At 64.4% G+C, this 26,520-nt stretch carries 27 protein-coding genes and 1 tRNA gene; 13 read left to right on the plus strand and 15 right to left on the minus strand.

Annotated features, from left to right (window positions below):
- Nucleotides 1-354 precede the first annotated feature (354 nt).
- Nucleotides 355-549, plus strand: a complete 195-nt coding sequence (locus DOM57_RS03735) for a hypothetical protein (RefSeq protein WP_110647899.1) — start codon at nucleotides 355-357, stop codon at nucleotides 547-549.
- Nucleotides 550-634: 85 nt separating this feature from the next.
- Here the strand turns inward: DOM57_RS03735 and DOM57_RS03740 are convergent, their stop codons facing one another.
- The 3 genes from DOM57_RS03740 to DOM57_RS03750 form a co-directional block, all read right to left on the minus strand.
- Complete coding sequence (locus DOM57_RS03740; RefSeq protein ID WP_110647900.1) at nucleotides 635-1,465, minus strand: Tim44 domain-containing protein; 831 nt, start codon at nucleotides 1,463-1,465, stop codon at nucleotides 635-637.
- An 83-nt stretch (nucleotides 1,466-1,548) separates the two neighbouring features.
- On the minus strand, nucleotides 1,549-2,331 hold the full coding sequence (yaaA, locus tag DOM57_RS03745) for a peroxide stress protein YaaA (RefSeq protein WP_110647901.1): 783 nt from the start codon (nucleotides 2,329-2,331) through the stop codon (nucleotides 1,549-1,551).
- A gap of 29 nt (nucleotides 2,332-2,360) precedes the next feature.
- Nucleotides 2,361-3,398 (minus strand): NADP(H)-dependent aldo-keto reductase, encoded by a 1,038-nt coding sequence (locus tag DOM57_RS03750; RefSeq protein ID WP_110647902.1) that lies wholly within the window; start codon nucleotides 3,396-3,398, stop codon nucleotides 2,361-2,363.
- Between the two features lie 265 nt (nucleotides 3,399-3,663).
- On the opposite strand from DOM57_RS03750, the gene DOM57_RS03755 reads away from it, so the two are divergent.
- Both DOM57_RS03755 and DOM57_RS03760 read left to right on the plus strand, forming a co-directional pair.
- A complete protein-coding gene (locus DOM57_RS03755) occupies nucleotides 3,664-4,179 on the plus strand; it encodes a tetratricopeptide repeat protein (RefSeq protein WP_110647903.1) in 516 nt (171 codons plus the stop codon).
- 138 nt (nucleotides 4,180-4,317) lie between these two features.
- Nucleotides 4,318-4,812, plus strand: a complete 495-nt coding sequence (locus DOM57_RS03760; RefSeq protein WP_239496108.1) for a hypothetical protein — start codon at nucleotides 4,318-4,320, stop codon at nucleotides 4,810-4,812.
- A gap of 23 nt (nucleotides 4,813-4,835) precedes the next feature.
- Here DOM57_RS03760 and DOM57_RS03765 read toward each other — a convergent pair whose 3' ends face one another.
- Nucleotides 4,836-5,807, minus strand: a complete 972-nt coding sequence (locus tag DOM57_RS03765) for an NAD(P)H-quinone oxidoreductase (RefSeq protein ID WP_110647904.1) — start codon at nucleotides 5,805-5,807, stop codon at nucleotides 4,836-4,838.
- A gap of 308 nt (nucleotides 5,808-6,115) precedes the next feature.
- Here DOM57_RS03765 and DOM57_RS03770 point away from each other — a divergent pair, with 308 nt between their 5' ends.
- Nucleotides 6,116-6,595 (plus strand): hypothetical protein, encoded by a 480-nt coding sequence (locus DOM57_RS03770; protein WP_110647905.1) that lies wholly within the window; start codon nucleotides 6,116-6,118, stop codon nucleotides 6,593-6,595.
- Here the strand turns inward: DOM57_RS03770 and DOM57_RS03775 are convergent.
- From DOM57_RS03775 to ybaK, 4 genes are read right to left on the minus strand one after another with little or no spacing between them, the layout of a single operon-like run.
- Nucleotides 6,564-7,118 (minus strand): LOG family protein, encoded by a 555-nt coding sequence (locus DOM57_RS03775; protein WP_162619442.1) that lies wholly within the window; start codon nucleotides 7,116-7,118, stop codon nucleotides 6,564-6,566. The two genes, DOM57_RS03770 and DOM57_RS03775, sit on opposite strands and share 32 nt — an antisense overlap.
- Nucleotides 7,119-7,169: 51 nt before the next feature.
- Complete coding sequence (locus tag DOM57_RS03780; protein WP_110647906.1) at nucleotides 7,170-7,691, minus strand: DUF501 domain-containing protein; 522 nt, start codon at nucleotides 7,689-7,691, stop codon at nucleotides 7,170-7,172.
- Nucleotides 7,660-7,989, minus strand: coding sequence for a hypothetical protein (locus tag DOM57_RS03785; RefSeq protein WP_110647907.1), 330 nt, complete (start codon nucleotides 7,987-7,989; stop codon nucleotides 7,660-7,662). The genes DOM57_RS03780 and DOM57_RS03785 overlap by 32 nt, the downstream gene beginning before the upstream one ends.
- A gap of 6 nt (nucleotides 7,990-7,995) precedes the next feature.
- Entirely contained in the window at nucleotides 7,996-8,466 is a 471-nt protein-coding gene (gene ybaK / locus DOM57_RS03790; RefSeq protein WP_110647908.1) for a Cys-tRNA(Pro) deacylase, read from the minus strand.
- Nucleotides 8,467-8,534: 68 nt separating this feature from the next.
- Between ybaK and DOM57_RS03795 the strand changes: the two genes are divergently transcribed.
- Nucleotides 8,535-8,855: a hypothetical protein gene (locus DOM57_RS03795; RefSeq protein ID WP_110647909.1), complete on the plus strand. Its 321-nt coding sequence runs from the start codon at nucleotides 8,535-8,537 to the stop codon at nucleotides 8,853-8,855.
- A gap of 27 nt (nucleotides 8,856-8,882) precedes the next feature.
- Here DOM57_RS03795 and DOM57_RS03800 read toward each other — a convergent pair whose 3' ends face one another.
- Complete coding sequence (locus DOM57_RS03800; RefSeq protein WP_110647910.1) at nucleotides 8,883-9,338, minus strand: hypothetical protein; 456 nt, start codon at nucleotides 9,336-9,338, stop codon at nucleotides 8,883-8,885.
- A 37-nt stretch (nucleotides 9,339-9,375) separates the two neighbouring features.
- On the opposite strand from DOM57_RS03800, the gene DOM57_RS03805 reads away from it, so the two are divergent.
- Entirely contained in the window at nucleotides 9,376-10,494 is a 1,119-nt protein-coding gene (locus DOM57_RS03805; RefSeq protein ID WP_110647911.1) for a MalY/PatB family protein, read from the plus strand.
- A gap of 74 nt (nucleotides 10,495-10,568) precedes the next feature.
- Here DOM57_RS03805 and DOM57_RS03810 read toward each other — a convergent pair whose 3' ends face one another.
- On the minus strand, nucleotides 10,569-11,501 hold the full coding sequence (locus tag DOM57_RS03810) for a tetratricopeptide repeat protein (RefSeq protein ID WP_110647912.1): 933 nt from the start codon (nucleotides 11,499-11,501) through the stop codon (nucleotides 10,569-10,571).
- 126 nt (nucleotides 11,502-11,627) lie between these two features.
- Between DOM57_RS03810 and DOM57_RS03815 the strand changes: the two genes are divergently transcribed.
- Entirely contained in the window at nucleotides 11,628-12,440 is an 813-nt protein-coding gene (locus tag DOM57_RS03815; protein ID WP_338056456.1) for a DUF3750 domain-containing protein, read from the plus strand.
- A 40-nt stretch (nucleotides 12,441-12,480) separates the two neighbouring features.
- Here DOM57_RS03815 and DOM57_RS03820 read toward each other — a convergent pair whose 3' ends face one another.
- The 3 genes from DOM57_RS03820 to DOM57_RS03830 all read right to left on the minus strand — a co-directional run bounded on the left by DOM57_RS03820 (nucleotide 12,481) and on the right by DOM57_RS03830 (nucleotide 16,036).
- Nucleotides 12,481-12,885, minus strand: coding sequence for an ACT domain-containing protein (locus DOM57_RS03820; protein WP_110647914.1), 405 nt, complete (start codon nucleotides 12,883-12,885; stop codon nucleotides 12,481-12,483).
- Between the two features lie 301 nt (nucleotides 12,886-13,186).
- A tRNA-Met gene (locus DOM57_RS03825) sits at nucleotides 13,187-13,263 on the minus strand.
- A gap of 28 nt (nucleotides 13,264-13,291) precedes the next feature.
- Complete coding sequence (locus tag DOM57_RS03830) at nucleotides 13,292-16,036, minus strand: DUF349 domain-containing protein (protein ID WP_110647915.1); 2,745 nt, start codon at nucleotides 16,034-16,036, stop codon at nucleotides 13,292-13,294.
- A 280-nt stretch (nucleotides 16,037-16,316) separates the two neighbouring features.
- Between DOM57_RS03830 and minC the strand changes: the two genes are divergently transcribed.
- The 4 genes from minC to sbcB all read left to right on the plus strand — a co-directional run bounded on the left by minC (nucleotide 16,317) and on the right by sbcB (nucleotide 19,782).
- Nucleotides 16,317-17,057: a septum site-determining protein MinC gene (gene minC, locus DOM57_RS03835; protein WP_110647916.1), complete on the plus strand. Its 741-nt coding sequence runs from the start codon at nucleotides 16,317-16,319 to the stop codon at nucleotides 17,055-17,057.
- An 86-nt stretch (nucleotides 17,058-17,143) separates the two neighbouring features.
- Entirely contained in the window at nucleotides 17,144-17,965 is an 822-nt protein-coding gene (gene minD / locus DOM57_RS03840; RefSeq protein WP_110647917.1) for a septum site-determining protein MinD, read from the plus strand.
- Nucleotides 17,962-18,216, plus strand: coding sequence for a cell division topological specificity factor MinE (gene minE, locus DOM57_RS03845; protein ID WP_110647918.1), 255 nt, complete (start codon nucleotides 17,962-17,964; stop codon nucleotides 18,214-18,216). The genes minD and minE overlap by 4 nt, the downstream gene beginning before the upstream one ends.
- Nucleotides 18,217-18,303: 87 nt before the next feature.
- Nucleotides 18,304-19,782, plus strand: coding sequence for an exodeoxyribonuclease I (sbcB, locus tag DOM57_RS03850; RefSeq protein ID WP_110647919.1), 1,479 nt, complete (start codon nucleotides 18,304-18,306; stop codon nucleotides 19,780-19,782).
- A 94-nt stretch (nucleotides 19,783-19,876) separates the two neighbouring features.
- Here sbcB and DOM57_RS03855 read toward each other — a convergent pair whose 3' ends face one another.
- Nucleotides 19,877-22,729 carry an insulinase family protein gene (locus DOM57_RS03855; protein ID WP_110647920.1) on the minus strand — a complete coding sequence of 951 codons (2,853 nt, stop codon included), beginning with the start codon at nucleotides 22,727-22,729 and terminating at the stop codon, nucleotides 19,877-19,879.
- 202 nt (nucleotides 22,730-22,931) lie between these two features.
- Nucleotides 22,932-23,606 carry an SOS response-associated peptidase gene (locus DOM57_RS03860; protein WP_110647921.1) on the minus strand — a complete coding sequence of 225 codons (675 nt, stop codon included), beginning with the start codon at nucleotides 23,604-23,606 and terminating at the stop codon, nucleotides 22,932-22,934.
- A gap of 298 nt (nucleotides 23,607-23,904) precedes the next feature.
- Here DOM57_RS03860 and DOM57_RS03865 point away from each other — a divergent pair, with 298 nt between their 5' ends.
- Nucleotides 23,905-24,519 carry a TetR/AcrR family transcriptional regulator gene (locus tag DOM57_RS03865; protein ID WP_110647922.1) on the plus strand — a complete coding sequence of 205 codons (615 nt, stop codon included), beginning with the start codon at nucleotides 23,905-23,907 and terminating at the stop codon, nucleotides 24,517-24,519.
- Complete coding sequence (locus tag DOM57_RS03870; protein WP_110647923.1) at nucleotides 24,516-26,417, plus strand: MFS transporter; 1,902 nt, start codon at nucleotides 24,516-24,518, stop codon at nucleotides 26,415-26,417. The genes DOM57_RS03865 and DOM57_RS03870 overlap by 4 nt, the downstream gene beginning before the upstream one ends.
- Nucleotides 26,418-26,520 lie beyond the last annotated feature (103 nt).

Raw genomic sequence — 26,520 nt, forward strand, 5'->3', positions numbered from 1 at the left:
GTCAGGCTTCTATCCCAACGCCCCGGACTCCTTGAGTCCGGGGCGTTTTTCTTTGCGTGATCCAAACCGCGCCAGCTAGCGACACCTTCGGAGGGCTACCGTCCACGCGTCCTCAGTCTGAGTCGAGTTATCCCCAAGCGGTTTCATTGAGTTGGGCACGAGTACAAAGGCGAACTTGCTGTGGATAACTCATCGGCAAGCATTGACCCGATGACGCTGATCGCGGACAAATTTCCGTCAATTCCTCTCTAATTAGGAGGAATTAGGGAAACCCTCCAAAACGCTGGATGATTCTGGGCTCACTGTCTACCTTGTCAGTGCCATGAATGGAATAGTCGCCAAGGAGAATCACGTATGCGATCCGATCTGCTGAAGAAGATGGCCATGGCCATGATGCTGGGCATGATGGCGTTTGGGGTGGTGGCATGTGATAACGACGAAGGCCCGGCCGAGGAAGCTGGCGAATCGGTTGACAATGCCGTCGACGATGCCGGCCAGGCAATGGAAGATGCCGGAGATAACATTCAGGACAAAGCAGAAGAGCAGTAACTCTGTCATACCGTGCTGATACGGTGGGATTAAAAAAAGCCGGGCCATGAGCCCGGCTTTTTCATTGCTATCGTAGGTTAACCGATCAGGTTCCTGGATTCTGCTCGATTCCCTGGACATACCAGGGAGCCCCATCTCGCATGTCCCGTTTCAGGTGCCAGGTTTCGTTGAACTCGGTTTCCTCACCGTTTTCCTCGAGGATTCCGTGGAAAATGACGCTAGCTTCGGCTTCGTTGTCAAATTCCTGAACGTTGCCTAGCTCGACGAACAGGCGCACGACTTCCGTGCGGTTGTTCGCTGGCTGCTCCATCCGCTCCGCTTTCAGCACATTATAGAGTTCCGGCGTCACGTATTCCTGGATGCGGCTGAGATCATTATTATCCCAGGCCCGCTGCAACGTCATGAAATGCTCCTTGGCTCCCGCTAGAAAGCGTTCACGATCGAACCATGCCGGCTCACTGCCAATCCCGGAGGACGACTGGCTGGAAGAGCCACCGCCCATGAACGGCGTCGGCTGGGCGCGAGACGCTTCGCGAGAATGAGGATCGCTGGCATGCCCGGCATGGGCGTGTCGCCTGCGTGCGGCGAAGAAGCGAAGCGCGATCCAGAGCACCACGGCAATCAGCAGAATGTCGAACATTCGAATGCCATCGAAGGCGCCACCGAAGAACAGCGACGCCAGCAGGCCTCCTGCCAGCAATCCGGCAAACGGACCGGCAAAGCGTGAGAGCCCGGCGCTTGGCTGACGTGGCGGCGTGGCGGCACTGCTACGGGTGGTCGAAGACGCCGTTGGTTGTGCCGAGCGCGAGTAGGAACCGAAGCTCTTGGCCCCGCCGAAGCGCTTGGCCTCGGCGTGGTCGATCGCTGTGGTAAAGCCGAGCAGGCCAACCAGCAGCATGATGAATAGGTTTCGCACGGATGGATCTCCAGTATGCGGGGCATGGAACCGACGAACGTGAAAACGTCACGGCTCGCCGCAGGTTAGCGGTTATCGAACGTTCAGTCGCGGTCCTTCTCGCGGCGCCGGAAAACCGGCTTGTCGGGTTGGGACTCGTCGGCGGCGTATCGGTAGCCTGCGACATCGAATTCAGTCAGCGCATCGGGTTCGCCGACCCGCTCGCGGATCAGCCAGGCGGCCATCAAACCACGTGCCTTCTTGGCATAGAAGCTGATGATCTTGAACTGTCCGTTCTTCTCGTCCTTGAACACCGGCGAGACCACGTCGGCCTTGAGCTTTTTGAACGCGATCGCCTTGCTGTACTCGTTGGAGGCGAGGTTGACCAGCACAGGACTACCGCTTGCGGCGACGGCCTTGTCCAGGTCCTGGGTCAGTCGGTCCTGCCAGTAGGCGTAAAGATCCTTGCCCGCCGAATTCTCGAGCCGAATGCCCATTTCCAGGCGATAAGGCTGAATCAGATCAAGTGGCCGCAGCAAGCCGTAGAGACCGGAGAGGATCCGCAAGTGGTCCTGGGCAAAGGCGTTATCGGCCTCGTTGAAAGTCTCGGCTTCCAAGCCGATGTAGACGTCGCCCTGAAACGCCTGCGCCGCCGGCTTGGCATTGTCCAGCGTGAACGGTGGTTTCCACTCGGCATAGCGCGCGGCATTGAGGCCGGCGAGCTTGTCACTGATGCCCATCAGCTCGGACAGCTGTTGCGGGGAGTAGCCGCGCAAGATGTCGATCAGTTCCCGACTCTGCTTGAGGTAGTCGGGCTGGGTGACGTGCCGGGTGGTCGAAGGCGTCTCGAAATCCAACGTCTTGGCCGGGGAGATGATGCTGAGCATGCATGCCTTCCTTTATAGAAAATTGCAAATCAGGGGCAGGGGTTGGAGATGCGACGATGTACGTTTTCGATTGCCTCGAGTACCTCGGCGGAAAGCTCGAGCGAGTCGCTCTCGATATTGGCATCGAGTTGCTCGAGCGTCGTGGCGCCAATGATATTGCTGATCACGAACGGGCGGGAAGTGACGTAAGCCAATGCCATCTGCGCCGGGTCGAGTCCATGCTCGCGAGCGATGCCGACGTACGCTTGCACTGCCTCCTGAGCGAGTTCGGAGGTGTAACGCGAGAAGCGTTCGAACAGCGTCAAACGGCCCCTGGCCGGGCGCTGGCCATTCAGGTACTTGCCCGACAGCACGCCGAAGGCGAGAGGGGAGTAGGCCAGCAGGCCGACCGATTCGCGATGGGCGATCTCGGAGAGGCCGATTTCGAAGCTGCGGTTGAGCAGGTTATAGGGATTCTGCACGCTGGCAACGCGCGGCAGACCTTGCGTCTCCGCCAGGTGAAGGCAGCGCATCACGCCCCACGGGGTATCGTTGGAAAGGCCGATGGCGCGGATCTTGCCGGCATCCACCGCCTCCTTGAGTGCGCCCAGGGTCTCCTCCAGCGGCGTGGCGTTACTGTCGTCACCCGGCAAATAGCCCAACTGGCCGAAGCAGTTGACGTGACGGTCGGGCCAATGCAACTGATAGAGGTCGAGATAATCGGTCTGCAGGCGCTTGAGGCTGGCGTCCAGCGCCTGGTGGATCTGCTCGCGGGTATGCCGCGGGCCGCCACGCAGATGCTCCATGCCACGGCCGGCGCCGGCGGCCTTGCTGGCGATGATCAGGTCGTCGCGCTTGCCGCGACGCTTCAGCCAGCTACCGATATAGGCTTCGGTACGCCCCTGGGTTTCCGCCTTCGGCGGTACCGGATACATCTCGGCAGTATCGATGAAGTTGATATCGGCGGCGATAGCGCGGTCGAGCTGCTCGTGGGCTTCGGCTTCGGTATTCTGCTCGCCGAAGGTCATGGTGCCGAGACACAGGCGGGAAACCTGCATGCCGGTCTTGCCAAGGGGGCGTCGCTGCATGTTGCGCTCCAGAAATTAGCGTCGAAAAACCTATGTTAATGGGGCCGTCACAAGGCGGCAAACCGCACTTGAAACGCAGGGGTTGAGTCGCCAACTGGGTAGGCGTATCCTTGCGGCCTTTCGCTGCTTGGCCTCGGCCGAGCGAGCCTGCGAAGCAGTCGATTCCGACGTGATAGATAGCCGTGTTGCAGCAGAACAAGAGGCGTCCAGATCGACAGGGTAGCCCGGACCTCCATCGGTCTTGTCATCAAGGTCACTGTCAGTTATGCCACAGACGTTTTCTCTCTTTACGCGTTTCGAGTTTCATCTGGCCACTCAGCTCTGCCATACCCGCTGGATGACACGCTCGCCCGGCAAGCAGCGTCTGATGCTGCGCTGGTTCAAGCGCTGCGCCGACGCGGGCCACGTGCCGGCACGCTCTCTCTACGGTCGTGTCCTGCTGCACCGTGGCGTCTCTCCTCGGGACAAGTCCACCGGGGCGCGTTACGTGCTGCAGGCGGCGCAGCAAGGCGATCGTCATGCCCAGTATCAAGCGGGGCGCATCTACGAGTTGGGCTGCTCCCAGTATCAGCCCAACTTTCAGCACGCGGTGACTTGGTACGCCCGCGCGGGGGAGAGTGGCCACGGCCTGGCCGCCGAGCGATTGGCTCTCGCCTATCGTCAGGGCGAGCTGGGGCTGCCGCACGATCCTGCGCGTGCCGACGAATGGGCCCAGCGGGCGCGAAACTGCGCGGAACACGACGTCATCGAAGAACCGCAAGCAGCGCTCGTCACGCACTGACGATCGACCAGCAACCGAGGCGGTGCCGGGCTCCGCTACTTTCCCGATGGCGGGATGAACTCCCGCGCCAACGCTGTCATGATGGCGCATCATCGGCGTCGCAAGATGAGACGGCATCATGAAGAGGGAGCCCGCAACGTGTTGCTGCCCACCCTGCTAGACATCGAGGCATCCGGTTTCGGTCGTGGCAGTTATCCCATCGAAGTCGGCCTGGCGCGCGCCGACGGCAGTCGCTGTGCCTTCCTGATTCAGCCTGCCGAAAGCTGGACCCACTGGGATCCCAAGGCCGAGTTGCTCCACGGCATTTCGCGGGCACGTCTGATCCGCGAAGGTCACCCCGCGATCGAGGTGGCGCGCTGGCTCAACGGCGAACTCGCGGATGTCGGCATCGCTTACAGCGACAGTTGGGGATACGACAACACCTGGTTGTCGCTGCTGTTCGATCAGGCCGGAATGCTGCCGCGCTTTCGGCTGGAGGCGTTGCGGCGCCTGTTGTCGGAAAGCCAACTGGCGCGCTGGAACGAAACCAAGGAGCGCATGGTGAGCCTGCATGGCATTCGCCGCCACCGTGCCGGTGACGACGCCCGCCTGTTGCAACTCACTTATGCCGCGACGCAAAGCGCCGCCGAATAGCGCCCGCGGTGGCCGGTCGGCGTTCAGCCCTGACCGCCGACGCTCAACAGCACCTTGCCGATGTTGGCGTTATCGATGAGATACTGCATCGCGCTCTCGGCCTCCTGCACCGGCCACGTGCTGGCGATCAACGGCTCGATCTCGCCACTGGCGAGCTTTGGCCACACATGAGCGTAGAGAGCATCGAGTATCGCCCCCTTGGCTTTGGCCGAACGCGAACGCAGGGTCGAGCCGATGATCCGCTGACGCTTCACCAGCAGACGCCCGAGCGATACCTGGGTCTCGGCGCCGCCCATCAGGCCGATCAGCACCAGCCTGCCGTCGACATTCAGCACCGCCAGATCCTGGGCGATGTAATCCCCGCCCACCGGATCGAGGATCATGTCGGCGCCCCCCCACTGCTTGACCGCATCGACGAAACTGCCGTCGTGGCGATTCCAGCCGGCATCCGCTCCCAGGCGATAACAAGCCTCGAGCTTGTCCGAACTACCGGCGGTCACGAAGCAAGGATTGCCGAACGCCCGGCACAGTTGAATCGCGGCGGTGCCGACACCGCTGGCAGCCGCGTGTAGCAACACGCGCTGGCCGGGCTGGACCGCGCCTTCCATGTAGAGATTGAGCCAGGCGGTGGCGAACACCTCCGGCAGCGCCGCGGCTTCCCGCAGCCCGAGGCCATGCGGGATCGGCAGCACCTGGGCTTCGTTGACCACCACCTGTTCGGCGTAGCCGCCACCCGCCAGCAGCGCGCAGACACGGTCGCCGCGACGAAAGCGCTCCACGCTCCTGCCGACCTCGACCACCGTACCGCTGACTTCCAGTCCGGGGATCTCGGACTCCCCCGGCGGGGGCGGATAATTGCCGGCACGCTGCATGAGATCGGCGCGGTTGACCCCCGCCCAGGCGATATCGATGCGCACGTCCTCCGCCTCCAGAGGGCCCGGGTCCTCGTGCTCGCGCCAAACCATCCGCTTCTCTTCGATCGCTATGCCTTGCATGTCTCGCTCCTTGACGATGTTTCATCCACTTTAGGGGCTGCCGACGTTTCATGCACGACCGTGCCGAAACCTCAGCGGCTCCTGTCCAGCGCCATGTCCTTGTCATATGGCGACGTCATGCTACGGCTCGCTGCCGGATAGAGGGATACGCCACATGATCGATACCGCCGCCTGGAACGGGCCCCTGGCACGAATGGCGCCATGGGCTCGAACTGGGCCGCAGCTTCGTCCAGCCGCGCTACTGGGGGCGCCGCAGCCTGGACTACCTGTGGCAGGGGCTGGGTGCTTATCTACGCCGTCATGGCGAGGTGCGCTGGCTGTTCGGGCCGGTGACCCTGTCGGCGGCGCTGCCGTTGCGGGCCCGCGAGTTGCTGGTCAGTTACTACCGGCACTATTACGGCGATCTGTCGCAATGCGTACAGGCCAAAGCGCCGTTCGCGCTGTCGAGCGCCGCCCGGCTGGAAGCGGAGCGACTGTTCGACGGTCATGACCGCGAAGGCGATTTCCTGCGCCTGCGGGAGCAACTCGAGGGGATGGGAGTCAGCGTGCCGGTGCTCTACAAGCAGTACTGCGAGGTGGCCGAAGTCGGTGCCGTGCATTTCATGGACTTTGGCGTCGACGCTGACTTCGGCTACTGCCTCGATGGCTTGGTGGTGGTCGATGTCTCCCGGCTCAAACCGGAAAAGCGGCGCCGTTACCTGCAGGAAAAGCCGCACACCGAGGCCGGCGAGATGACGACGATTCCGGAATCCGGCGTCACGCCTGCCCAGCCGCAGCCGCTGACTTGAGCCGGTCGAGCAGCGTCTCGATATCGCTATCGGCCACCAGCGCCCGGCGCGTTTGCCTATCCAGAAAACCATGCTCGACGGTGCTGTCGAGGAAAGCGAGCAGCGGAGAGTAGAAATCGGCCACGTTGAGCACGCCAATCGGTTTGGCATGCAGGTCCAGATAGTACCAGGTCCAGATCTCGAACAGCTCTTCGAGCGTGCCGATGCCGCCGGGCAGCGCCACGAAGGCGTCGGCGTGAGCGGCCATGGTCGCCTTGCGCTCATGCATGCTGTCGACCCGGATCAGGCGGGTGAGGCGCTGGTGAAACACCTCGCGCTTGACCAGATGCTCGGGCATCACGCCGGTGACTTCGCCGCCCTCGGCCAGGCAGGCGTTGGCCAGCCGACCCATCAGGCCATTGCGGGCACCGCCGTAGACCAGGCCCCAACCGCGCTTGGCGATCGCGGCGCCGAGCGCTTCGGTGGCTTCGATGAAGCGCGGATCGTTGCCCTCGCGCGAGCCCAGGTAAACACAGATTTGCACGCTATCACTCCCTCGCAGAACGGATGGAAAACGGAACCCATGAAACGGCGATCAAGGGATGTCGGCGGCGACGCCATACTCGGCATCGAGCCAGCGGCCGATCGCGTTGTCGCCGCACAGATGGTGGGCATATTGCGTGTGCAGGCAGCGCACCTGATCCCAGTTGGCGATGCCGCCGACGCCGCGTTCACGCATCAGCCGGGAAAAACCGCGCCGCTCGACCGTCTCGCGCTGTTCATCGCTCATGAACTCCCACCGCTGGCGCACGTAATCGGCGTGGCTGGCATGGTAGCTGGCGAGCCATTCGGGATCGGTCTGCAGACGCGCTTCCAGTTGTTTGATCACGCCGCTGGCCTCGAGCCGTGAGAGCACCACCTTGAGACGCTCGCAGGAGAGCCAATAGAGCGTCGGGAAGGGCGCGTCATCGACGATCGGCGCCATGCGCAGCACCAGCGGGCGGCCATGGCTGTCGGTGGCAGCGACCGCTTCCAGGCCGCGTGGCTGGCGTCCCAACTGCTCGCTGATCACGCTCAATTGTGCCTCAGTCGGTGTCTGATCGGTGCGAATCACCATGCTGAAAATCCAGTATGACCTTGTTGGAGCGAGCCACGGCGCGGTAGAAGGCCTGACTCAACTGCATCGGCGTGGGTGAATAGGCGTATTCGTGCAGGCTGTGGTCGCGGGCCCGCTCGACCAGGGCCGCATGCAGGCGATTGAAGGGCGCATCATAGTCGTAGGGATCCGGGCCCGGCAAACGCAGATGGGGAAAGTCCGCCAGACGCTCCATGAACCAGTGCTCGAGTGCCGCCTCGGCCGCGCGATGGCGCTCGCGATCGTCGGGGTCGATCCATAGGTCGAAGTCGATTGCCATCGGGCATCAATGCCTGGCCAGCGCACTGGCACGAGCATCCGTCAGCGCCACCAGATCCGCCGGCGCCAGCGAGATCTCGAGACCGCGCCGGCCGCCACTGACATGCATGACCTCGAGCGCCAGCGCACTCTCGTCGATGAAGGTCGGCAGACGCTTCTTCTGACCCAGCGGACTGATGCCGCCGACCAGATAGCCGGTGGTGCGTTCCGCCACGGCAATCTCGGCCATGCGCGCCCTGCGTGCTCCGGCGGCCTTGGCCAGCGCCTTGAGGTCGAGCATGGCATCGACCGGCACCAGTGCCACCACCAGGCGTTCGTCATCCAACTGGGCGAGCAACGTCTTGAACACGCTGGCGGGAGGCAGTGCCAACGCCTCGGCGGCATCGCGCCCATAGGAAACGGATTCGGCGCCGAGTTCGTAGCTGGTCACCTCGTGGGCGATACCCCGGGCTTTCAACAAGCGCACGGCGGGCGTCATGCGGAGCGCCGTGCCGGGGTTCGAGAGAGTTGCCGAAACTGGGCCGGTGTTTCTATGCTGGTCACGCTATGGAGACTCCTTGCCGTTGTGCGCTGTGCGGGCGCGCCACGCCGTTGACGCGGCATCATCTGATTCCTAGAACGTTGCACCGCAAACCGCGCTATCGCAAGCGTTATGGACGCGATTATATGCAGACGGCGGTGCTCTGGATCTGTCGCCCGTGCCATTCTCATCTGCACCGGACCCTGAGCGAGCGTGAACTGGCCGATCAGTATGCAAGCCGCGAGGCGCTGCTGGCGCATGCCGACATCCGTGCCTTTGCCGAATGGTTGACGTCCAAGCCGGATGGTTTCGTTCCCAAGCGCCGAGCCCGGCGTCGACGTGGTTGATCAGCGACCGATTCGCCGGGCAGACTCCTATATCAGCCGCTGGCCCCGAAAGTCCTGCCAGGCGTCTTCCAGCGGGGTGGCCAAGGCTTCGCGCAGATGCTCGGGCAGGGCGGCGCGAGCGCTCTCCAGAGACTCGAATTGGCGATTGCGCAGCCAGCAATAGGCCCAGGCACAGGCCTCCTCGTCGTCCCGAGGCTCGGGCCGGGCCGGCATCTGTACCAGCAGGAAGAGCGCCGTTCTCGCCGCCCAGCGCGGCGGCATGGCATCTCCGCTCCAGGCCATCAGCGTACGGCCGTCGGGGGTCGCTTCCGGCTCACCGAGTTTGGCGATACGCGCCGTATCGGCCAGAATCATCGCCAGTCGGTCGGGATCGGCCTGCCCCAGCAATAGCCAGTGCCCGACCAGTTTCGAACTGCCGGCCATGACCCGGACATAGAACGAACGCTCCGCTGAGGGGAGTGGCTTCGAAAATCGTTCGCGCATGTCCGTTCCTTTACCGATGACAGATGAGAAAACGCTCGTGAACTTCGATTTTGCCACGCACATCGACCGCCGCCAGCATCCGACGAAAAAATGGCAGCAGTACGACGAGGACGTGCTGCCGCTATGGGTTGCCGACATGGACTTTCGCTCGCCGCCGGCGGTGCTCGAGGCACTGGCGCAGCGTGTCGAGCACGGCGTGTTCGGTTACGGCGACGTCTCCGAGGAACTGCGGCACACGCTGTGTCAGTGGAGCCGCCACCACTACGACTGGTCGATCGACGCCGACTGGCAGTACTGGGTACCGGGCGTGGTGCCGGCGCTCCACCTCGCCGCCATGGCGTTCAGCGAACCGGGCCAGGGCGTGCTCACCGCGACGCCGATCTATCCGCCATTCTTGAGTGTCGCCAAGCATGTCGGCCGCGAATCCCAGACTTTCGAACTGGCCGAGCCGAATGCTCCCGGCGAGCCGTGGCAGCTGGATCTGGCGGCGCTCGAAGCGGCCATACGCCCCAATACCCGCGTGCTGCTCTGGTGCCATCCGCACAATCCCACCGGGCGGGTGTGGTCGGCGGAGGAGCTTCGAGGGCTGGCCGAACTGGCGGAGCGTCACGATCTGATCCTCGATCCGGCGCAGCCGCACCGACCGCTGGGTCGCCTCTGTCCCGAACTGGCCTCGCGGCTGATCACGTTGTGGGCGCCTTCCAAGACCTTCAATATCGCCGGGCTCTCTTCCGCCTGCGCGATCATCGCCGATGGCGACCTGCGGCGGCGCTTCAAGGCGGCCGCCGGCGGCTTGCTGCCCGGTGTCAACGTATTGGGGCTGAGCGCCTCCCAGGCCGCCTATGCCGCATGCGAGACCTGGCGCCAGGCGCTGTTGCATGAGCTGCGCGGCAATCTGGCGCGGGTCGAAGCCCATGTCGCCCGCTGGCCGGGCGTCTCGATGACGCGGCCCGAGGCCACCTACCTGGCCTGGCTGGATCTGCGGCGGAGCCCGGTGGCCGACGATCCGCAGCAGCGTCTGCTCGGGGAGGCGCGGGTCGCGCTCTCCGATGGCGCCGACTTCGGCTGGCCGGGATTCGTGCGGCTCAATTTCGGCATGCCGCGCACCTGGCTCGAGGAAGCGCTGATTCGGCTGGACGGGGTGCTGGCCCACTGACCGAGGGCCGGACATGAAGATGCCCGGCATCCCCAGAGAGAACGCCGGGCATCGGACATGCCGAAGTCCTATGATCAGTAGAGCATCGCGAACAGGCGGCGGCGGTAGGCCACCGTCAGCGGATGCTCGGCGCCGAGGGCATCGAATACCCGCAACAGGGCCTTGCGCGCGGCGTCATCGCCATAGGTGCGATCACGCTTCATCAGCGCCAGCAGGGCTTCCAGACCCGCTTCGTACTGGCCATCGGCGACCTGGCGCATGGCACGCTGGTACTGCGCTTCGCTGTCGTCACGCCCGCCGAGTGCGTCGATGTCGGCCTGGCTCCAGGCTTTCTCGCCGAACTCGATACGCGCCCTGACGCCGCGTGCCTTGGGCGCATCGCGGTGCTCCGGTGGCAGGTCGTCGAGAAGCTGCCTGGCGTCCGCCGTCTGGCCCGCCGCCACCAGCACGCCGGCCAGATCGATCCGGTAATCGTAATGCTCGGGATACTGCTGGATCAGTTCCTGATAGATCGCCTGGGCGGTAGCGGTATCGCCGGCAGCCAGCGCGGCCTCGGCCTGCTCTTCGGGACTCTGTGCCGCCTCGGCCGGGGCTTCTATGTACTTGCCCAGCCACTCGCGCACCTGCTTCTCCGGCAGGGCGCCCTGAAACTGATCGTAGAGTTGCCCCTGGGCGATCAGCTTGACATCCGGGACCGAGCGCACCCCGAGCTGCGAGGCGATCTGCGGGTACTCTTCGATGTTGAGCTTGGCCAGCACGAAGGCGCCGGCGTACTCCCTGGCGAGCTTTTCCAGTACCGGTTTGAGGTTCTTGCACGGCTCGCACCAGTCAGCCCAGCTCTGCAGCAGCACGGGACGTTGCATCGAGCCTTCGAGGACGACCTGCTGAAAGTTCTCCAGCGTGACGTCGACGATGACGTCATCGGCAGCGACGCCCGTGTCGGCGCTGGGGGCGCTGTTGTCGGGGCCGGTGAGTGGTGCGCCCGTGCGGGGATCGACGATAGCCATGCGGAAAACCCTTGATGTCCGGTTCGAGATTGGTGAGTGTTATGTGGGTGACGCGCCGCCGATTCAACCCCGGCGGCCTAGATAAACATAAGCTTCGGTCCCCCTCCCTCGATGAACCTATCCCGCTTGCTGAAGCGTGCATCCCGAATCGGGCTGACGTTGGCTGGCCTGCTTGTCGTCCTGCTGCTGGGGCCGGCCTACATGTTGGCTTCTCAGCAAGTTCCCCTGCATGGTGACTGGCATACCGCCGGGCGAGATTCCAGCGGCCTGGCGCCGGACCCGGCCAGGGTCCACCAGGCCGTGGTGCAGGTCTATGCCGCCCGCGCCTTCGAATGGCGTGGCGCCTTTGGCGTGCATACCTGGATCGCCACCAAGGCGGCGGGAGCCAGTCGCTACCGCGTTTATCAGGTGCTCAGCTGGCGCCGGCCGACGGTGGAAAGCGGTTACGCGTCGCCGGATCGCCAGTGGTACGGCAACCCGCCGACGTTGCTGGCGGACATCCGCGGCGAGCGGGCGGCGCGTGCCATCGCGGATATCGAGGCGGCCGTGCCGAACTATCCCGAGGCCGATCGCTACCGGATCTGGCCAGGGCCCAACAGCAACACCTTCGTCGCCTGGATTGTGCGCCAGGTGCCTGAGCTGTCGGTCGATTTCCCGCCCAACGCCCTGGGCAAGGATTACCTGCCCGGCGCGATGATGGCGACAACGCCGACCCACACCGGCTATCAGTTCTCGCTCGGCGGACTGTTCGGCCTGCTGCTGGCGTGGGACGAAGGCTTTGAGCTCAATCTGCTCGGTTTGACGGTGGGGGTCGACTGGCAGTCGCCGGCGCTCAAGCTGCCCGGCATCGGGCGGGTCGGCATGGCCCAGCCGACCGGCAACCGGGGGCAGCGAGAGGTCGATCAGGATGCGCCGCTCGCTGCGGCTGCTTCACGGTAGTCGGCCGATACATCTCACCTGAACGCATTCGGTGCTGTGACTAGCGCTTCGTCCACGTCAGTTCTTGCAAGACTCGCAATGCCTCTTCGGCCTTTTGTGAGGGCACGAAGATATGGTCGTGGTAATAAGCCGCCACGACATTGGCGCTTATGCCATGTGCGGCCAGCTTCGTCGACACCGCTGCCGTCAAGCCTACTGCATTCAGGCTGGAATGAACGCTCAGGGTTATCTGCCTGAAGCGGCTGTCGATGTTGAATCCTTCCTGCGCGGCGACTTCGGCGGGAAGAATGAGCGTCAGACCCTCCGTCTCCCGGAACGTCGCAAGCGGGGCGAGATGGTCATAGTCAGCCGGTCTCCCCGGCGCGCAACAGAATACATACTCTTTCTCCTGTATTTCCGGAGACATGGAGTTCAGCAGTTCATCCAGCTCGACGACTCCCGCCATTGGCGACACTTCCTCTATTCGATTGATTCATCAACAATGTTGGCGCGCAGCATAGCGCATCGAGCCGGAGAGGGCGCCAGCGGGGGGCCTGAACTGAAGAGGCTTACCTGGAAATGGGCACAAAAAATCGCCGGGAGCGATTTTTGACGTCGCGCAGCGACGGCCCGAAGGGGGCCTGCCAAGGATGGCGGGCACAAAAAAGCCGGGAGCGATTTTTGACGTCGCGCAGCGACGGATGCCTGCCAGGGATGACGGGCACAAAAAAAGCCGGTGCCTGAGGAAGGCACCGGCGAAAGAATGGTGGTAGCGGGGGCCGGATTTGAACCGACGACCTTCGGGTTATGAGCCCGACGAGCTACCAGGCTGCTCCACCCCGCATCAATGTGGCGCAAATTATACGGAAGTATTAGTGGTTGTCAATACCTTGATGCTGTTCCGTATGGCCGAGGCGGGCCAGCAACGCATCGAAGGATGGCGCGTAGCGCTCCCAGGTCGCGGCGGACAGGGGGGCGATCGAGAGCAGTCGCAACAAGGTCTGTTCCAACTCCTCCGGCGGCGTGGGCGGTCTGCCCAAACCGTCGTTGAGGCGGGCGACCTGAACCTCGAGCCTCAGCGGCTCCAGCTCGGCCGGGATGGGCTCTCCCGCCAGCAGCGCCAGCTGTACCAGGCAGCGCTGCACGGCTTCCTCGGCCTGGGGCTCGGACTGCTCGTGTCGCTGCGCCTCGCGGGCTTGCAGGGCCTGCGCAACGGGCGCGGGGGCATCGGTGACCGGTTCCTCGGCGATTGCCTGCGTGAGCCAGCGGCGATACTCGGGCCATTGCCGGGCCCGCTCGACCAGGGCGAGGCGATCGAGCGTTACCTCGCGCGCATGCACGATGCCCTGCCAGCGCTTCTCCATGCCTTCGCTACGCCGGCTGCGCGGCAGCGGCGCCAGGCGCTGCGCCTCCGCCAACGCGGATTCGAGCACGTGTCGCTCGTCGGCGCGCGTGGGTTGCCAGGCATCGAGGTGATCGATCAGGGTCTGCATCTCGTCGAAGCGTTGCTGCTCGCCGCGGATGCTCTCGCGGGCGGCAAAGATGGTGTCGCAGTGGTTGCGGAACTGCCGCCACAGGGTCTGCTCGACTCCCTTGGGCGCGCGGCCGAGTTCGCGCCAGCGCTGCTGCAGGGCCTTGGCCTGTTCGGCGCGCTGCTGGGCGGGCGCGTCGTCTTCGGCCAATCGACGCGCCTGCTCGACCAGCTCGCGCTTGTGGCTGGCGATGTCGCCGGCGCGCTCGTCGATCAAGGATTGCAGCCGATGACGGAGCCGGGCATAGCGTCTGCCGGTCGAGGCGGCCTGGCGGCGCGGTACGGGCCAGTGCTGATCCCACTGTTCCTGCGCCGCGTCGCGGATACGGCGCAGACCGTCCGGATCGGCATCGGCGGCGGGGTTGTCGAGCAGTGTCTCCAACTGCTGACACAGCGCCTCCCGGGCAGCGAGATTGTCGCGCTCGCGCGCGGCGAGTTCGGCTTCCCATTGGGCCAGCTGTTCATGCAGGGCATCCGAGGCGGCGCGGAAGCGCTGCGCCAGTTCCCGCGTCGCGGCGGCGTCTCCCAGTTGTCGCCACTCCCGAATCAGTTGCTGATGCTGACGGTGACGCTCGGCATCGCTGCGCTCGCGCGCCTCGACCAGCGCCTCGATCATTGCCACCAGATTCTCGCGTTTGGGGGCGGCGACGAAACCGCGCCAGTCACGCAGTTCGGCCAGGCGCGCGGTTTGCTGTTTCCAAGCCTGCTCGAGCGCCGGGGGCAAGCTCTGACCGCTGCTTTCCAGGTGCTGACGTAGCCGGCGATGGCTTTGCGAGGCAGGGCGGTAGCGACCATTGTCGAGATCCTCGCGCAACTGCTCGAGCAGCGCCTCGATCTCGGCGACGGACCAGTGATCGTCGTCGCCGCCGTCATTCGGCGTGGCATCGGCCCTGCGCTGGTTGGTCAATGCACGGCGCTGGGCGTCTAGCAGCAGCTCCGTCGGTGGTAGGGCCGCCGGCCAATCCAGGCGCTCGAGAATCGGACTGATGTCTTCGTCGCGTTCCAGGGCTTCCCGCAACGGCTGAGCTTGCTGTTGCAGCCGCTCCCAGGCTTGCCAGAGCGTTTGCGCTTGCTGATTCAGCGCCTCATAGCGCTGCTGGTAGCTGTCGCTGACGCCGTAACGGTCGGAGATGTCCTGCCAGCGCTCGCTCTGCAGCCGCCACTTGGCATGCAGTTCCTGCATGGTGTCCGACGTGAGCTGCGGTGCCTCCTGGACGATCGCCAACGCATGGCTCAGCGCCTCGAGAATACCTTCGCGGGTCATCTGGGCTTCGGCTTTCTCGCGCTGGATCCGCTCCGCTTCCCGGTGTTGACGCTCGTGTTCGGCGATTCGCTGGCGGCAGTGCGTCACGGCGGCGTCGAAGCGCTCGATCTGTTCGGTGCTGGCGCTGCTGGTCAGGGCCTCCCAGACATTGATCCAGTGCTTCAGGCGCGCCTCGTACAGCGGTTCCCAGGGCCGGTGTGCCTGCGCTTCGAGGGTCTCCAGCAGGCGTTCGCGCTCGGCTTCCGCGGCCGCCTGCTGTTCGGCGTCGGCGCGCTGGCGGGCGAGCCGTTCACGCGCAAGACGCGCGACCTGCTTGTCGCGTCGCGCGCGCTTGGCCAGCAGGCTCAGGCCTTCCATGCTGGTCACGCGCTCGGCCGCGGCATGTCTCACGGCGGTGATGCCGTTGTCGCTGGCGTGATCGATCAGCCGCGCCTCGTCGTCGATGCGGGCGAGCGCGGCCAGGCGCAGCGATTGGTTATCGCCCTGGCTCACCAGCGCGTCGAGCAGTGCCGGGTCGTCGAGCTGGTCGATCAGCGACAGACGCCTGCCCAGATCGGGGCAGGGAGAAACGCGGCCGCCGATCAGGTCGACCAGGCGTTGAAAGGATTCCTCGCTGGGTGCCCGACGGTGCCATTCGAGAAGACGCTCGAGATCGTCGAGGCGGTCGAGCGCAGCGCGACGTACATGCGCCGAGTCGTCCCGTGCAAGCGCCTCGAGCGCCACGAGATCGCCCGCGTCCAGCTGTGAGGCGGCGCGAGCGCGGACGGCGGGATCCTTGTGCCGCCAACGGGGAGAAAACAGACGTTGAAAGAGTCCTGGCATGGCCGGTGTGGCATCCTGAAAACGACGGGCTGGCGGTGGCCGACGCACATTCGATCCGGCGTCGACGGCAACTGTCTATCTAACCATTTGACGGCCGGCGGTAAAAGAGCGCAGAGCGGGTGGCGTCGGCCGTCGGCGACACCTGACAAAAGGTCTAGCTGGCCGTATGATCGGTTGCAGCGACGTCCGCCCTCGCTTAGCTTAGGCCTGTGAACGCTATTCACACGGCGCATGGCGTTAACAGACCCTAACACCCATTTCCCCGCTGCGGAGTTCGGTCATGAGTCTCAACAGGGATCGGGCAGAAATTGCCTTCACATTCAAAGGCGGCATGCTGCCCATGACGGTCATGGAACTGGCCAGTGGCGACCCGGAGCGCATTCGCGCCCAGTTGGCCGGCAAGGTCAGCCAGGCGCCGGCCTTTTTCCAGCATACGCCGGTGGTGCTGAGCGTGGAGCAGCTCGACGAGCCGCACCTGGCGCTGGAGCGCATCTGCGCCGTGTGCCGCGCGCACAAGCTGCTGCCGGTGGCGGTGCGTGGCGGGGCGGACCCGGTCAAGCAGTCGGCCTGGGCGCTGGGGCTGGGCTGGTTCCCGCCGCAGGAGACCCGCCCCCGAGCGGTCGACAGTAAGCCGGCGGAAGTTCCCGTCGAGGCCGAAGCCGAGTTGCCGACGCCGGAAGCGACAGGGCAGGCCGGTGGCCGGATCCATCGCGGGACGGTGCGTTCGGGGCAGCAGGTTTCCGCGCCGGAGGGCGATCTCGTGGTCATCGGCGCGGTCAATCCCGGTGCCGAGGTGCTCGCCGCCGGCAGCGTGCATGTCTACGGGCCGCTACGCGGGCGGGCCCTGGCCGGCATTCACGGCGACCGCGAGGCGGGTATCTTCTGCCATGACCTGCATGCCGAGCTGTTGTCCGTGGCGGGAACCTACAAGCGTCTGGAAGACATCGATCCGCGGATGTTGGGCCGCTCGGTCCAGGTACAGCTCAAGGAAGACCAACTCAGGATTTCGGCGCTGGTCTAGACCAAGGACGCGCGAGTATTTAATGCAGCATCTCCCGGGGTGGCGTGGGAGCGATCAACAACCTATTGGGTAACAGGAAGTTCATCTTGGCCAAGATCATCGTTGTAACCTCCGGTAAGGGTGGCGTCGGCAAAACGACCAGCGCAGCGGCCATTGCCACGGGGCTGGCCTTGCGCGGCAACAAGACCGTGGTCATCGATTTCGACGTGGGTCTGCGTAACCTCGACCTGATCATGGGCTGCGAGCGTCGCGTGGTCTATGACCTGGTCAATGTCATTCAGGGTGAGGCCGGACTCAACCAGGCGTTGATCCGTGACAAGCGCTCGGAGAACCTGCATATCCTGCCGGCTTCCCAGACCCGCGATAAGGATGCCCTGACCCTCGAGGGTGTCGAAAAAGTATTGGGCGATCTTTCCGAAGATTTCGACTATATCATCTGCGACTCGCCCGCCGGGATCGAGCGCGGCGCCCAATTGGCGATGTATTTCGCCGACGAGGCGGTCGTCGTCACCAATCCCGAGGTCTCGTCGGTGCGCGACTCCGACCGTATCCTCGGCCTGTTGTCCTCCAAATCCCGCCGCGCCGAGCAGAACCGCGATCCGGTCAAGGAACATCTGTTGATCACCCGCTACAATCCCAATCGGGTCGACGACGGCGACATGCTCAATCTCGAAGACATCCGCGAGATCCTGGCCATCGATCTGATCGGTTTGATCCCTGAGTCCGAGGCCGTCCTGCGGGCCTCCAACCAGGGGGTGCCGGTCATTCACGACGACAAGAGCGATGCCGGTCAGGCTTATGCCGATACCGTTTCCCGCCTGATGGGCGAAGATGTGCCGCTACGTTTCCATTCGGCGCAGAAGCGGGGCCTGATCGCACGCATGTTCGGAGGAGGGGCCCGCCGGTGAGACTACTCGATTTTCTCAAGGGCGAACGCAAGAAATCCGCCTCGGTCGCCAAGGAGCGGCTGCAGATCATCGTGGCGCATCAACGCGGCCATCGAGGACAGCCGGACTACATGCCGATGCTCGAGCAGGAATTGCTGGAAGTCATTCGTCGTTACGTCCAGGTGGAACAGGACGCCATCAATATTAGCCTCGACAGCGACAACGACTGTTCGGTGCTCGAACTCAACGTGACCCTGCCCAACCGCGGCTGATGTCGTCGGTCAGGGCAGGGCGCCGCATCGCATGAGTCGCGCCGCGGCCTATGCTAGGCTTGCCTTTTTGCGCAGGCGGAGAGCCCAATGGCCCGGAGCGGAACAGCCCAACCCCAGGCAGAGCTCACTTTTCTCTGGCATGACTACGAGACCTTCGGCGCCGACCCGCGCCGACATCGGGCGTCGCAATTCGCGGCGATCCGCACCGATGGCGATTTCAACGAGATCGGCGAGCCGCTGACGCTCTACGCAAGGCCGGCGGATGACGATCTACCGCATCCCCAGGCTTGTCTGATTACCGGCATCACGCCCCAGGCGGCGCTGCGCCGCGGCCTGCCGGAGGTCGAATTCGCCGCGCGCATCCACGCCGAGATGAGCGTGCCGGGTACCTGCTCCCTGGGATACAACAGTCTGCGCTTCGACGACGAGGTGAGCCGGCACCTTTTCTACCGCAATCTGTTCGACCCCTATTCCCGCGAATGGCAGAACGGTAATTCGCGCTGGGATCTGATCGATGCCGTGCGCGCTTTCCACGCCCTGCGCCCCGACGGCATCGAATGGCCCAAGCGCGACGACGGCGCACCCAGCTTCAAGCTCGAGCATCTCAGCGCTGCCAACGGTATCGCCCACGAGGGCGCTCACGACGCGCTGGCCGATGTGCGCGCCACGATCGGTCTGGCGCGGCTTCTGCGCAGCCGCAACCCCAAGTTCTTCGACTACCTGCTGTCGCTGCGTGACAAGCGTCGGGTGGCGGGCTTGCTCGACCTCAACGCACGCAAGCCGATGCTGCATGTTTCGCGTCGCTATCCCGCCAGTCGCGGTTGTAGCGCGCTGGTCGTGCCGTTGGCGATGCATCCGTCGAATCCGAATGGTGTGATCGTCTACGACCTGGCCGTCGATCCCTCGCCGCTGTTTTCGCTCTCCGCCGAGGAGATCCGCGCTCGCGTCTTCGTCAGCGAGAGTGAGCTGGCCGAGGGCGAGGCACGAATTCCGCTCAAGGTCGTGCATCTCAACCGCAGCCCGGTACTGTTGCCGATCGCCGCTGCCGACGAAAGCGTCGCCAAGCGTCTGGGTATCGATCGCCCGCTATGCGAGCGCCACTGGCAGGCCGTGGTCCAGAACCCGGAATCCGCCAGCAAGGCGGCGATGGCGTTTGCCGGCGCACCGGCCGAACCGCCGCGGGACCCGGATCTGATGCTCTATTCCGGCGGTTTCTTCTCGCCGCATGACCGCCAGGCGATGGAACGCGTGCATGCCACGCCAGCCGAGGCTCTCGGTGCGACCGTTTTCGCCTTTCAGGACCCGCGCCTCGAGGAAATGCTGTTCCGACTGCGGGCGCGCAGCTATCCGGAAACGCTGGAGAGCGAAGAGAAGTCGCAGTGGGAAGCGTTCCGCTGGGCACGCATGAACGATCCCCAGAGCGGGGCGTTGACACTCAAAGAATTCGCCCGCGAGATCGAACGTCTCAACCAGACGCCGTTGAATGACCGCGAGCGCCAGATTCTGGAAGAGCTGGTGATGTACGTCGAATCGATCATGCCGGAGCAGGCGTTCGACGCTTATTGAGCTACGGACTTGTGCCGGCTCGGGGCGCTGTAAAAGCGGCTACGAGCTACGAGCGGGACTTGCNNGCAAGTCCCGCTCGTCGTTTTTTTGCGGCTTATTTCGGCAGCGGCGCGAAGTGGCGTGTCAACGCATCCACATCGCTGGGTTGGTCGCCGGCATCGGCGCTGATGGTCAATGGCGCGCGACGGCGCAGTTCCTGCCAGGTCTCGCGGATGTCGTCGGGCGTCAGCGCTGCGACGTGCTCGGCGAGGCGTTCGCGGCGCGCGAAATCGACATCGGGGTAGGCCAGCGTCTGCCACAGTCGATCGGCACGTTCGGACAGCGACTGATCGCGTTGCAGGAGCTGCTGACGGACGGCCTGGCGATAGGGCTGGAGCTCGGCGTCACTGAGCGAGGCGATGTGCTGGTCGAACGTGTCGAGGAAGGCGTCGATTCGCTCCCCGATGATGTCGCTGCCGGTATTGGGCGACTGCACCAGCATCATCAATCCCGGCGCGTCCAGCAGCGGCGCGTAGCCCGCCGTGACGATATAGCCGAGCTGCTCGTCGGTGCGCAGGCGTGCGAAGAAGGGCGTGCCGATCAACTGGCCGATCACCGCCAGGCGTGCCTGGCTCTCCAGCGAGCGATCCGGCCCCTGCAGATAGCGCAGCAGCGCCGAGTCGCCCCGGGCGGTTGCCGGATGCAGCACCGGTGGCTGGGAAGGCACGGCCAGCGCGGTCAGGCGCGGAATGTCACTGGCGCGCAGCCGCGGTTCGAGCGCATTGGAGACCAGCAGACCCTCGCGCTTGGCCAGCGCCGCATCCAGGTTGCCCACCGCCAAGGCCTGGACGTAAAGCCGGCTCAGGAAGTCGCGGCGGTAGTCACGCACGTCTTCGACGCTCAGATCGTCGATCGCCGCGAGCATGGCGCGGGTGCTGACCTGGGGCCGCATCAGCGCTTCCCCCAGGGTGCGTTGCATCTGTTGATAGAGCGCGTCCCGGGGCGCGTTCTGCCAGCGACGCTTCAGCCCCTGTTTGACCCGTGCGATGCTGTCGGCGCTGATCTCGCCGCGCTGCAGTTGTTCGATCACCGTTTGCATCAACCTTTCCTGACGATCGCGCCAGCCGGAAAAAGCCAAGGTGATGCCACGACCGTGGGCATAGGCCATGAAATCCTGGCCGGCGAGCGTTGCCGGGTAGAAGCGCTCGTTGAGCCCATCGTTCAACCAGCCGGCCAGCAGTCGGGTCAGCACGGCATGGCGGGCATCGATGGAGGCCCCGGGATTCTGCAGGCTGAAGCGCCATTCGACCCTCGGGGCGCCGAACTCGCTATCGGCCTGGTGCCAGATCTCGACGTTGGGCGAGTCGACGATACGCGCCGGCTCGGCGCTGTCGAACGCCTCGACGCTCAGATCCTCGGCGATGTAGGGGTTGGGCGCCGGCAGGTCGAGGCCGTCGAGCGGCGTTGCCTCGGGCCAGTCCGAAATCCGCTTCAGGGTGTAGGGGGCGCCGAAGTACCGGGTCGTCTTCTCGCCTTCGACGTCGGGGCCGCTGTAGACCCGCAACAGATTGTCCGGCGTCAGCCGCGACAGGATGTCGTCGATCGCGTCAGCATCGAATCCGTCCATGCGATAGGGCGCGTACTGAACGTCCTCGAGCGGATAGTGGGCAAGGTTCATGGCCAGTCCGCTGACGGTCTGGATCGGCTCGCCGCGCTGCTGGAAGCGGAAGGTTTGCTGCGCCAGCCTGGCCTGTTCCGCGTAACGCCAGGCATTCATGCCGTGCTGGCGAATGCGCCGGATCTGATCGAACAGACTCGCCTGAATTTCATCGATATGCCGCTCTCCGCTCTCGGTCAGGCTGATCGAGATATCGAACAGCGCGTGCTTGCCGTCGGCGTGACTGGTGCCGGCGGAAAGCCCGTCGGCCCAGCCCGCTTTGCGCAGCGCGGCCAACAGGCTGCCTTCGCCTTCGTGACCGAGCAGGTTGGCCAGGTAGCCGTCCGGTTTCTCGGTGTAGTCGCCGATCGGATCGGCGATGGGAAACAGGAATTCGAGCTGGTGGCGGTCTTCGTTGGTTTTGACGCGCAGGCTGGCCGGTAGCTGGCCCTCGGTGGCCAGCGGCTGATCGACGACCGGTTTCTCCAGGCCGCGGTCGGGCACCGCGTCGAAGCGCTGTCGCACCTGTCGTTCCAGCGTATCGAGCGATTCGGGCGCACTCACCGCCAAATGCATGACGTTGGCATCGTAGTGCTGGTGATAGAAATCCAGCAGCGCCTGCCGCAGCGGGCGCTTGTCGCTGTTGAGCGTCTCCAGGCTGCCGACCGAGAAGTGGTTGATCGGATGCTCGGGATTGAGCGCCTTGCCCAGCGCTTCGTCGATGCGTCGGGCGTCGTCGTCGCGGCGTGCCTGATATTCGGAGTTCACCGCGTGACGCTCGCGATCGACGTACTCCGGGTTGAACTGTGGCGAAATGAAGAACTGCGAGAAGCGGTCGAGTGCCTCGGGGAAGGCCTGCGGCTCGACATCGAAGAAGTAGTTGGTGTCGCGGTCGGCGGTGAAAGCGTTGTGGGAGCCACCGTGCTGATTGATGAAGCGCTGATAGCCATCCGGATCGGGATAGCCTTCGGTGCCCAGAAACAGCATGTGCTCGAGAAAGTGCGCCAGCCCCGGCATGTCGGCGGGATCGTTGTCGCTGCCCACCGAGACGTCCATGGCTGCCGCGGCCTTGTCGGCCTCGGGATCGCTGACCAGCAGCACTTCCAGTCCGTTGTCCAGCGTGATCGCCCGATACTCGCGGTCGTCATTAGGGCTTTGGGTCAGGGGGCCCCGGATCGGGGCGACGGCCTCGGTCGAAGCCGCTGTCGTCTCGCCTGCCGCCTGGCTTTGGCAGCCGCTCAGGACAACGAGTAGACAGAGCGACACCAGCCACGCCCAGAGCGGTAATGGCTGGGCTTTGGTCTCACGCATAAAGACTCCTCAGGAAGATGGATGACGGAAAGATCGACGAAGGAAACGCTGCATAAATGTCTGCGCAGGCGAATCGCTGCGTTGCGCGGTGCTCGAAGACTTGCCTAACCCCATGTTATGTCTCGCCTTCTGCGCTCCGTGCGCCTTGCGCTTCATCCTGCTCGTCGATTTATTCAGCATTTCCCGAAGCCGATCTACAAGTTCATGGCGTCCAGACGTGCATCGGGCCGACCGGATAGGCACAGGCCCAATCCTGTTGCGCGGGATCGTTCACACGCTTTGATACCGGAAAGGCGCCCAACAGTTCCCTCGGCGCCGGTTCGAGCGAGCCGCGCAGCTGTTCCGGCCCGGTGTGTGGATCGAGCCACGCCTCGAGCCGCTCGGGGGCGAGGATGGCCGGCAGGCGGTCGGTGAGTGGTGCGATGAACTCGGAAGTCGGCACGGTGATCAGCGCGAAAGAATCACGCGGCTCGCCGCTGTCCAGGCTGTACTGGCTCCACAATCCCGCCAGCAGCAGCGGCGCGCGGTCGGTGCGCGTGACCAGATAGGGCTGCTTGCCGCGCAGGCCGGCCTGCCAGATGAAGACGCCGGTGACCGGCACCACGCAGCGGCGCTCGGCCAGGGCCTGGCGGAACATCGGACGTTCGTCCAGCGATTCCACCCGGGCGCAGTGAGGGGCATGATCGAGGACCTGGAGCCACGAGGGCGTCAGCCCCCAGAAAGCGTTGCGCAGCACGGTGTCATCGGCTTCCCGGCGCAGAATCGACAGCCAGCGGCGGGGCGCCAGGTTGGGGCTCAGCACCGGCTGGGCGGCCTGCGTGAACCGCGGCAATTGCCGATAGCGGGTCCAGTCATCGACATGTAAGCGACCGGCCATGGGCTCTCCTAGATCAAGCGGGCGGGTGATCGATGGGCGATGCCAGCCGGACGGACCAAGCCGCCGTGAATGATTTGGCCCAGGATAGCGGGATGCCGTCCAGAATGCCGCCCGGAGAAGCAAAAGTCTCGCGAAATCGTTGTGTTAATGACATGGTGCTTGCGTTTGCGCGGATTGGCGATATGCTGGAAAACGCTGTTCGATTTTAATTCGGCAGTTCGGTTTCAAATCGATAACAAAGATTTTCCGGTTTACGGAGATCGGCAGCGACTCAACATCATGCCGAGCGAGGAATTCGATGGCTCGACCGCGTCAGCACGCTCCCGAAGCACTCCATGCCCAGGTCATGGCGGCCTGTGATGCCTGGTTGCGCGACAACCCCGTGCACACGCTGTCGTTGCGATCTCTCGCGCGTGACGTGGGTTGCGCGCCAAGCACCTTGCTCAAGCTGTATGGCAGCTTCAGCAACCTGCTGCAGTACGTCAATATCGAAACGCTCGATCGCATGGGGGCCGCCGTCGCCGATCTGGGCGACGCGGAACCCGAGCCTCAGCTCCGGGCGCTGGCCACCGCCTACTGGCAGTTCGCGCGCCATGAGCCCTACCGCTGGCAGATGCTGTTCGAGTATCCGCTGGCCGAGGAGGGCGAGCTCGACGAGCGTCAGAGTCACATCATCGAAGCGCTGTTCCTGCGCGTCGAGGCCGCCCTCAAACGCCATCAGCCCGCTCTCGACGATGCCGGCGCCAGGCGCATGGCGCGGACGCTGTGGGGCAGCGTGCACGGGCTGGTCCAGCTTGGCCTCAACGACCGTCTCGGTTATTGGCAGGGCCAGCCGATGGAAGTCGGCGAGCTACTCGATCAACTGCTCATGACGACACTGAACGGTCTTCGCCATCTACCGGAAGCCACGTGATCGGGGGATTCCTGACGCAGCGTCGTTTCGCGCCGTTCTTCTGGACCCAGGCGCTGGGCGCGTTCAACGACAATCTGTTCAAGAACGTCCTGCTGCTATTGCTGACCTTCGTTGCCGTGCCGCGTTATGGCTGGGATACGGGATTGCTCAACAACTTGGCGGCGGGGCTTTTCATCCTGCCGTTCTTTCTCTTTTCCGCCTGGGGCGGCACCCTGGCCGATCACCTCGACAAGCAGCGCCTGGTGCGTCGGCTCAAACTGCTCGAACTCGTGACCATGATCGCCGCAGCGATTGCCGTGTGGTTCGAACTCTTCGGCCTGCTGCTGGCATTGCTGTTCATGATGGGCACGCAGTCGGCGCTGTTCGGGCCGGTGAAGTACGCGATTCTGCCGCAGCATCTGGCGGCCACCGAGCTGGTGAAGGGAAATGCCTGGGTCAATCTGGGTACCTTCGTCTCGATTCTGCTGGGTACGCTGCTGGCCGGGGTGCTGGCGTCGCTCGAAGGCGCGCTGGGTCGCGGCGCCATTGCCGTTTCGCTGATCCTGATCTCGCTGGCGGGGGTGATCGCGAGCCTCGGCATCCCGGCGGCGCCGCCGAGTGCCGCCGGTCGCGTCACCTGGCGTCCCTTCGCGGGAACGTTACGGATCATGCGCGACGGCCTGCGCGAGCGCCGCTTGCGTCTGGCCCTGGTGGGAATCAGTTTCTTCTGGTTCCTGGGAGCCTGCTATCTGACCCAACTGCCGGCCTGGGTGCGCGACGTGGTCCACGGCAGCGAGGGCGCGGTGAGTTTCCTCCTCGGTGCCTTCGCGCTCGGCGTCGGGCTGGGGGCGCTGCTCTGCGCGCGGCTTTCCGCCGGGCGCCTGGAACTGGGGCTAGTGCCGATCGGGGCATTGGTGATCGGTGTCTCCGGCATCGAGCTGGCGGCGCAGTCGATCTCCGCCGAGCAGCCGCTACGGCTGGGTGAGCTGTTGGCACTGACCGAGTTCTGGCGCATGAGCACGCTGCTGGCGCTGGTCGGATTGGGCGGTGGGCTCTACAGCGTGCCGCTTTATACCTTGATGCAGTTGGCCAGCCGCGAGGATCGCCGGGCGCGGATGATCGCCGCCAACAACATACTCAATGCGCTGTTCATGATTCTGGCGGCGGGCTTCGGCATCGTCGTGCTGAGCGTACTGGGACTGTCGATCAGCGTGCTGTTCTACTGCCTCGGCGGGCTGGCGCTGCTGGTGGGAATCGGCGTGCTGATGCGTAATCCCCGATCGGTGCTGCGCCTGGCGATCTTCGTGCTGATCCGCCTGCTCTATCGCCTGCGCTGTCGCGGGCGTCAGCACATCCCGGCCACCGGCCCGGCGTTGGTGGTATGCAACCACGTCAGCTTCATGGATGCGCTGGTGCTGGGCGGGGCCTGTCCGCGGCCGCTACGTTTCCTGATGGATCGCCCGATCTACGAAACGCCCTGGCTCAATTGGTTCTTCCGCATTGCCGGCGCGATCCCGGTGGACTCCGACCGTCGCGATCCGGGCGGTGTGCGCCGGGCGCTGGAAGAGGTCAGCCGGGCATTGCGCAACGGTGAAGTGGTGATGATCTTCCCCGAAGGCCGGTTGACGCCGGATGGCGAAGTGCAGGCTTTTCGGCGTGGCCTGGACCTGGTGCTGGCACGGGATCCGGTTCCGGTGGTGCCGGCGGCGTTGGCTGGTTTATGGGGTTCCTGGACCTCCAACAAGGATGGCAAGGCGCTGACCAAATGGCCGCGCCGACTGCGTGCACGCGTGCTGCTGGTCTTCGGAGAGCCGATCCCGGCGGGTTATTCGCCGCGCAGAACCCTGGAGCGACGGGTGCGCGGTCTCAAGCGCGCGGCCGACAAAAGCCTGGACAGACGGCTTGGCGGCCCGATCTAGGAAACCTCTGATTAACTATTCCGCTGGGCAATACGGCGTTAAAAATCAACTCAACATGCTCATTTACACCCCGTAAACTCCGCTGTTTCGTTAATTTTGATTC

It is taken from the genome of Salinicola peritrichatus, assembly GCF_003206715.1.
In the GTDB taxonomy this organism is placed as follows: Bacteria; Pseudomonadota; Gammaproteobacteria; order Pseudomonadales; family Halomonadaceae; genus Salinicola; species Salinicola peritrichatus.